The sequence below is a fragment of the Pantoea sp. CTOTU49201 genome, from assembly GCF_032054795.1.
Classification (GTDB): Bacteria; Pseudomonadota; Gammaproteobacteria; order Enterobacterales; family Enterobacteriaceae; genus Pantoea; species Pantoea symbiotica.
This window is the reverse complement of sequence record NZ_DAMBSA010000111.1, coordinates 1-6,301: the sequence shown is the minus strand read 5'-3', so window position 1 is coordinate 6,301 and position 6,301 is coordinate 1. Positions and strand designations below refer to the sequence as shown.

Genomic DNA, 6,301 nt, shown 5'->3' with positions numbered 1-6,301 from the left:
GGAATGGCACGCACCGCACCGTAAAACAGCTGGGTGGTGTAAGCCGCACTGTTGAGTGACAGCGCCAGCAGCGCGCACAACCACGGCTGCGACAGCAGATGCCACAGCCACGGAATGTTCTGGATGCTGGGGAACTGGCCGGGACCGTAATAGATCAGGAAGATCTGCACCAGCAGCGGCGTGCCAGTGAACAAAGTGATATAGCCTTTCACCAGCCAATTCAGCACTGGCACTTTGAGCGCCAGCACGATGGTGCAGAGTACCGAGAGCACCAAAGCCGCAAACAGCGAAGCCACGGTCAGCGTCAAGCTGGTGTGTAACCCTTTCAGCAGCTCGGGTAAGTAATCCAGCATGCTTAAGCCCCTCGCTCAAAACGCGTGGTGCGCAATTCAATGCGGCGCAGCACGAACTGACTGAATAGCGTGATAATCAGATAGATCGCCGCCGCCACCAGATACCAGGTAAACGGCTCTTGCGTGCGCGTGGCAATGCTTTTGGTTTGCAGCATCAGATCGTTGACGCTGATCAGCGAGACAAGCGCGGTATCCTTCAGCAAAACCAGCCATTGGTTGCCCAAACCGGGCAGCGCGTGGCGCCACATCTGCGGCATGATCAGGCGCAGAAAAATCGCCGACTTCTTCATGCCCAGCGCCTGGCCCGATTCCCATTGACCGACCGGCACCGCTTTCAGCGCGCCGCGCAGGGTTTGTGATGCATAGGCGGAATAGAGCATCGCCAGCGCAATCACACCACACAGGAAAGGACTGACGTCGAAGTTTTCAATCTGCACCTGCACCGGAATGTTGAACAGGCCGAGATTGATGTGGAAGCCATCGGAGAGTGTCAGCAGCAGCTGAGAAGCGCCGAAATAGATAAACAGCACCACCAGAATTTCCGGCAGGCCGCGAATCAGCGTGACCAGCGCGGTACCGATCCACGCCAGCGGTTTCCAGCGTACCGATTCCCAGCCAGCAAAAATCATCGCCAGCACAAGGCCGGCGATCAGTGCACAAACGGCAAGGCCGACGGTCATACCGGCGGCGCTTGCGAGTGGAATCATTTCATTCATCAGAAATTACTGCTGGAACCATTTGCTGTAGATGGTTTTGTAGGTGCCGTCAGCTTTGATCTTCTCCAGCGCCGCATTGAACTTGCCCTGCAGCTCGCTGTTGCCCTGACGCACGGCAATACCTAAACCGGTACCGAAGTAATCTTTATCCGTCACTTTCTCACCCAGCGGCGCGAGGTTGGCGTTCTGCTTCAGCCACTCGTTGACCACGGCGGTGTCACCGAACACGGCGTCGATGCGGCCGTTTTTCAGATCCAGCACCGCGTTCTGATAGCTGTCGTAAGGCACAACGGTGATGTCGCTGTGCTTGTCAGAGAGGTATTTCTGGTGCGTGGTGCCGTTCTGCACGCCAACACGTTTGCCTTTCAGCGCGGCCACGTCAGCCATTTTGCCTTTCTGCGCAATGAAGATGGCAGAGTTGTCGTAGTACGGCTTGGAGAACAGCACTTGCTTCTCACGATCTGGCGTGATGTCCATGCCCGCCATTACTGCGTCAAAACGACGGAATTTCAGGCTGGGGATCAGGCTATCGAACGCCTGATTGGTGAAGGTGCAGGTCGCATCCATCTCTTTACACAGCGCGTTAGCCAGATCGACATCAAAACCCTGAATTTTGTTATCAGAGTCGACGAACTCAAACGGAGGATAAGAAGCCTCGGTAGCAAAACGCAATGTCTGTGCCGCTGAAGCGCTGAGGCTCAGGCCAGCAAGGAGGGCAGCAATTACAACTTTTTTCATTAGAAGCATCCTGACTTAATGCGAAAGATAATTAGCAAACGCGTCGGTTTGCGGCTGTGTAAAGTGGCTGGCATCGCCTTGCTCAACAATGTGACCGTTTTCCATATACACCACGCGGCTGGCGGTTTTACGCGCCACTTCCACTTCGTGCGTGACGATCACTTGTGTGATGTTGGTCTGTGCTAGCTCACGAATAATGCTGACGATCTGGGCGGTGATTTCGGGGTCGAGCGCGGCGGTCGGTTCATCAAACAGCAGCACCTGCGGCTCCATCATCAGCGCACGGGCAATCGCGACGCGCTGCTGCTGGCCGCCGGAAAGATGCAGCGGGAAGCGATCGGCGTACGGCGTCAGGCGCAGACGATCCAGCAGCTTCTCAGCACGCGCACGCGCGGCGTCTTTGCTGAGACCGAGCACGCGGCACGGTGCTTCAATCAGGTTTTGCACCACGCTAAGGTGCGGCCATAGATTGTATTGCTGGAATACCATGCCCACGTTCTGCCGCAGCTCGCGAATCGCGCTGTCGGAAGGGGCTTTGGTGAAATCAAACTGGTTGCCGGCAATCTGCAGGCTGCCGGAACGCGGTTGCTCCAGCAAGTTGAGGACGCGCAGGAGCGAACTTTTACCCGCGCCACTCGGGCCGAGCAACACCAGCGTTTCACCCTGCGGACAAGCCAGGTTGATATCGAACAGTGCCTGATGGGCACCGTAAAAACAGTTTATGGCGTTTAGTTGAATACTCATGCGCTAAAAATGAATAGTAATTAGTGTCGCGGATTTTAACGTCACCAGAATAGTTATGCAATTGTGGTGGGTTAATATTTATTAAAGAGCAGTGAAACCTCCAAAGCGTAGCACAATATCGCGCAACTCAAGGTGGATGAGGGCTGGTGAGCGCTATTTAGTTCACAAAATATCAACAAAAAGCGCCGCAAGGATGCGGCGCGCTAATCAATGGTGTTAACTGCGGGAAAAGTGAACGGTTACTTTTTCGCTTCCAGCAGCTGCGTCAGCGAACCGCCGCCAACGTGTGGCACCTGGCCGACATAACGCACATCATCAACAACCCAGCAGGTGCCTTCGTGGATCATCAGCACTTCATCTTTCCAGGTTTTGTTATCGCGGCTCAGCTCAACGCGCAGCGGGATATTGCGCGCATCGCGGTTAGGAATGGTGGATGCGCTGGCAACCTCCGCCGACGTTGGGCCTTGCGCCAGGCTGGAGAAGAGATCGCCTTGGCTCCAGGCCGCCGGTTTTGGATTCTGGCTGCTGGCACTCAGCAGCTTCTGATACAGGTGATCGCTGAGGTAAGGGCGATATTTCGCCAGCGTGTTGCTGTCTGGCAAACCTTGTGTCGGCTGACTGACGCGTAAATCGTAGAACTGTTGTGCCACGCTGTCCGGACCACCCTCAACACAGGCAGCGGTGCGCGGGCCATTATCCTTAATGACCGGCTCAACGGTGGTACAAGCACTCAGCAGCAACGCTGCAGGAATAAGCAGCGCAAAGGCATTGTTTCTCATCTCGATTTCCTTATTGTTCACTGGCAAAGCGCCATTTTTAGCATAGAGTATAGCCTTGCTTTTAAGCGCTACGAGCTGATTCAGAAAAGGAGAACACCATGAAATTTTCTACAACGCCCACGCTGGAAGGACACAGCATCAGTGAATATTGCGGCGTGGTCGCCGGAGAAGCGATTCTCGGCGCCAATATTTTCCGCGATTTCTTCGCCGGCATCCGCGATATCGTTGGTGGCCGCTCAGGCGCCTACGAAAAAGAGTTACGCAAAGCGCGTCAGATCGCCTTCAAAGAGCTGGAAGAACAGGCCAAAGCGCTTGGCGCCAACGCGGTGGTGGGCATCGATATCGACTACGAAACCGTGGGTAAAGAGGGCAGCATGTTGATGGTGAGCGTCACCGGCACCGCCGTGATTATTCGCTAATGCGCGTAGTGGTTTTGTTGGCGATGGCGCTGTTACTGAGCGCTTGTCAGTCATCAATTGAAGCGCGCCACGGTTATTGGGTCGATACTGCGCATCCGGCTCAGGGCGCGCGACCGCGCATTAAGGTGGTGGTGATTCACTATACCGCTGAGGATTTCTCCAGTTCGCTGGCGACACTGACCGATCGGGACGTTAGCGCGCACTACCTGATTCCGCAGCATCCGCCGCAGAAAAACGGCAAGGGCGTAGTGTGGCAACTGGTGCCGGAAAGCCAGCTCGCATGGCACGCGGGCCCGAGTTTCTGGCGCGGCGCAACGCGCATCAATGACACCTCGATTGGCATTGAAATCGTCAACAGCGGTTATCGCCGCACTTTGACGGGTTTACAGTGGCAGCCCTTTACGCCGCAGCAGATCAGCGCGCTGATGGCGCTGGTGGAGGACATCACCCAGCGCTACGGTATCTCGCCAGAAAATGTGGTCGGACACAGCGATATCGCGCCACAGCGCAAGCAGGATCCCGGTCCGCTGTTTCCGTGGCAGCAGCTGGCAGAGCAAGGTTTAGGCGCGTGGCCCGAGCAGGCAACGTTGCAGCGCTATCTTAACGGACGCGCGGCGGATGACGGCGTAGATCAGGCAGAATTGCTGGATGCGCTGCAGCGCTATGGTTACGACGTCCCGGCGGCAACGACGCCGCAGATGCAGCGCAAGCTGATTGCGGCGTTTCAGATGCATTTCCGCCCGCGTGATTATCGCGGCATCGCCGATGTGGAAACCCTGGCGATTGCGCGTGCGTTATTAGCGAAGTACGGTGCGGCGCAGTGATGCGCCGCATTGGTGGCCATAAATGGTGACGGTGTGTTTACTGCTGCAGAAACGCCTGCCAGTGTGCCACCAGCCGTTGCAGATCCTGACGGCTGACATCCAGATGCGTGACAATACGCGTCACGGGCCCGACGCTGATTAACACATCGCCCGACTGCATCCAGCTTTTCAGCGCTTCAACTTTTTCGGTTGGCACCTTCACAAACAGCATGTTGGTGTGCTGATTGAGCACTTCAACGCCGATGGCACTTAGCTGCTCGCCTAACCACGCCGCGTTGTCATGATCGTCTTTGAGACGCGCGACATTGTGTTTTAACGCATACAGGCCAGCAGCGGCCAGAATGCCCGACTGGCGCATGCCGCCGCCGGTCATTTTGCGCCAGCGACGCGCTTGCTCAATGTAGGCTTCATCGCCACACAGCAGCGAACCAATCGGCGTGCCGAGCCCTTTTGACAGGCAGATGGTTAAGGTGTCGCAGTAACGTGCAATCGCTTCCAGTTCAACGTTCTGTTCCACCACGGCGTTAAAAATACGTGCGCCATCAATGTGCAGCGCCAGCTTGCGCTCGCGGGTGAATGTCCAGGCTTGCTCCAGATAGCTCAGCGGCAGCACTTTACCGTGATGGGTATTTTCCAGGCTCAACAGACGCGTGCGCGCGAAGTGGAAATCATCGGGTTTGATGGCAGCAGCCACATCCGCCAGCGGCAGGGAACCATCTTCGGCATGCAGAATCGGCTGCGGCTGAATGCTGCCGAGCACCGCCGCACCGCCGGCTTCATATTTGTAGTTGTGCGCCTGCTGACCCAGGATATATTCATCGCCGCGCTGGCAGTGACACAGCAGAGCCACCAGATTGGCCTGCGTGCCGGTAGGGAAGAACAGAGCAGCGGCTTTGCCGCTCAGGCGTGCGGCTTCGACTTCCAGTGCATATACGGTGGGGTCATCGCGGTAGACATCATCGCCAGTTTCGGCTGCCATCATGGCATCGAGCATGGCAGCACTCGGGCGGGTTACGGTATCACTGCGTAAATCGATCACGTCGCTCTCCTGAAATAAAAAAGCGGGCAGAGCGCCCGCGTTATCATCATATTTGGCCTGAATTGTTTTACCTCAGCCAGTTGGTTTTCGCCAGCTCCACGATCTCATCACCGCGTCCATTCAGAATGGCACGCATCATGTAGAGGCTGAAACCTTTGGCCTGCTCGGCTTTGATCTGCGGTGGCATCGACAACTCTTCCTTGGCGGTAATCACGTCAAGCAGCACCGGGCCATCATGCGCAAAGGCTTCCTGCAGCGCGCCGTTGAGATCGGAGGCTTTCTCGACGCGAATGCCTTTGATGCCGCAGGCGGCGGCAATGGCGGCGAAATCAGGGTTTTCGAGATCGGTGCCGTCAGTCAGATAGCCACCGGCTTTCATCTCCATCGCCACAAAGCCCAGCACGCTGTTATTGAAGATCACCAGTTTCACCGGCAGCTTGAGCTGCGCCACCGAAATGAAATCGCCCATCAACATGCTAAAACCGCCGTCGCCACACAGCGCCACCACCTGACGCTGCTTGTCCAGCGACTGTGCACCCAACGCCTGCGGCATGGCGTTGGCCATCGAACCGTGATTGAACGAGCCGATCAGACGACGTTTGCCGTTCATCTTCAGATAGCGCGCCGCCCAAACCGTTGGCGTGCCGACGTCGCAGGTAAAGATGGCATCGTCATCGGCATATTCGCTG

At 56.5% G+C, this 6,301-nt stretch carries 9 protein-coding genes; 2 read left to right on the top strand and 7 right to left on the bottom strand.

From position 1 onward, the window contains the following. The 5 genes from RTY00_RS10175 to RTY00_RS10155 form a co-directional block, all read right to left on the bottom strand. On the bottom strand, positions 1-353 hold a 353-nt coding region (locus tag RTY00_RS10175; RefSeq protein ID WP_312664345.1), incomplete at its 3' end, for an ABC transporter permease subunit. Between the two features lie 2 nt (positions 354-355). Beyond that, positions 356-1,069 (bottom strand): arginine ABC transporter permease ArtQ, encoded by a 714-nt coding sequence (gene artQ, locus RTY00_RS10170; protein WP_061717169.1) that lies wholly within the window; start codon positions 1,067-1,069, stop codon positions 356-358. Between the two features lie 6 nt (positions 1,070-1,075). Next, complete coding sequence (gene artJ, locus RTY00_RS10165; RefSeq protein WP_008102446.1) at positions 1,076-1,807, bottom strand: arginine ABC transporter substrate-binding protein; 732 nt, start codon at positions 1,805-1,807, stop codon at positions 1,076-1,078. Between the two features lie 15 nt (positions 1,808-1,822). Continuing rightward, positions 1,823-2,551: an arginine ABC transporter ATP-binding protein ArtP gene (gene artP / locus RTY00_RS10160; RefSeq protein WP_008102444.1), complete on the bottom strand. Its 729-nt coding sequence runs from the start codon at positions 2,549-2,551 to the stop codon at positions 1,823-1,825. Positions 2,552-2,790: 239 nt separating this feature from the next. Then, positions 2,791-3,330, bottom strand: coding sequence for a lipoprotein (locus RTY00_RS10155; protein ID WP_008102441.1), 540 nt, complete (start codon positions 3,328-3,330; stop codon positions 2,791-2,793). 98 nt (positions 3,331-3,428) lie between these two features. Between RTY00_RS10155 and RTY00_RS10150 the strand changes: the two genes are divergently transcribed. After that, a complete protein-coding gene (locus tag RTY00_RS10150) occupies positions 3,429-3,749 on the top strand; it encodes a heavy metal-binding domain-containing protein (RefSeq protein ID WP_007887640.1) in 321 nt (106 codons plus the stop codon). Beyond that, the gene (locus tag RTY00_RS10145; protein WP_312664341.1) at positions 3,749-4,573 is read left to right on the top strand and encodes an N-acetylmuramoyl-L-alanine amidase; all 825 of its coding nucleotides are present in this window, start codon (positions 3,749-3,751) and stop codon (positions 4,571-4,573) included. Before RTY00_RS10150 ends, RTY00_RS10145 begins: the two co-directional genes overlap by 1 nt. A gap of 37 nt (positions 4,574-4,610) precedes the next feature. Here RTY00_RS10145 and ltaE read toward each other — a convergent pair whose 3' ends face one another. Together ltaE and RTY00_RS10135 are read right to left on the bottom strand one after the other, a co-directional pair. After that, a complete protein-coding gene (ltaE, locus tag RTY00_RS10140) occupies positions 4,611-5,612 on the bottom strand; it encodes a low-specificity L-threonine aldolase (RefSeq protein WP_312664340.1) in 1,002 nt (333 codons plus the stop codon). Between the two features lie 67 nt (positions 5,613-5,679). Next, on the bottom strand, positions 5,680-6,301 hold a 622-nt coding region (locus RTY00_RS10135), incomplete at its 5' end, for a thiamine pyrophosphate-dependent enzyme (protein WP_312664339.1).

Bases quoted from the DNA above. Each gene is read 5' to 3' on its own strand.
- RTY00_RS10145 (WP_312664341.1), top strand. From the start codon at position 3,749: ATGCGCGTAGTGGTTTTGTTGGCGATGGCGCTGTTACTGAGCGCTTGT.
- artJ (WP_008102446.1), bottom strand. From the start codon at position 1,807: ATGAAAAAAGTTGTAATTGCTGCCCTCCTTGCTGGCCTGAGCCTCAGC.
- RTY00_RS10155 (WP_008102441.1), bottom strand. From the start codon at position 3,330: ATGAGAAACAATGCCTTTGCGCTGCTTATTCCTGCAGCGTTGCTGCTG.
- RTY00_RS10150 (WP_007887640.1), top strand. From the start codon at position 3,429: ATGAAATTTTCTACAACGCCCACGCTGGAAGGACACAGCATCAGTGAA.
- artQ (WP_061717169.1), bottom strand. From the start codon at position 1,069: ATGAATGAAATGATTCCACTCGCAAGCGCCGCCGGTATGACCGTCGGC.
- artP (WP_008102444.1), bottom strand. From the start codon at position 2,551: ATGAGTATTCAACTAAACGCCATAAACTGTTTTTACGGTGCCCATCAG.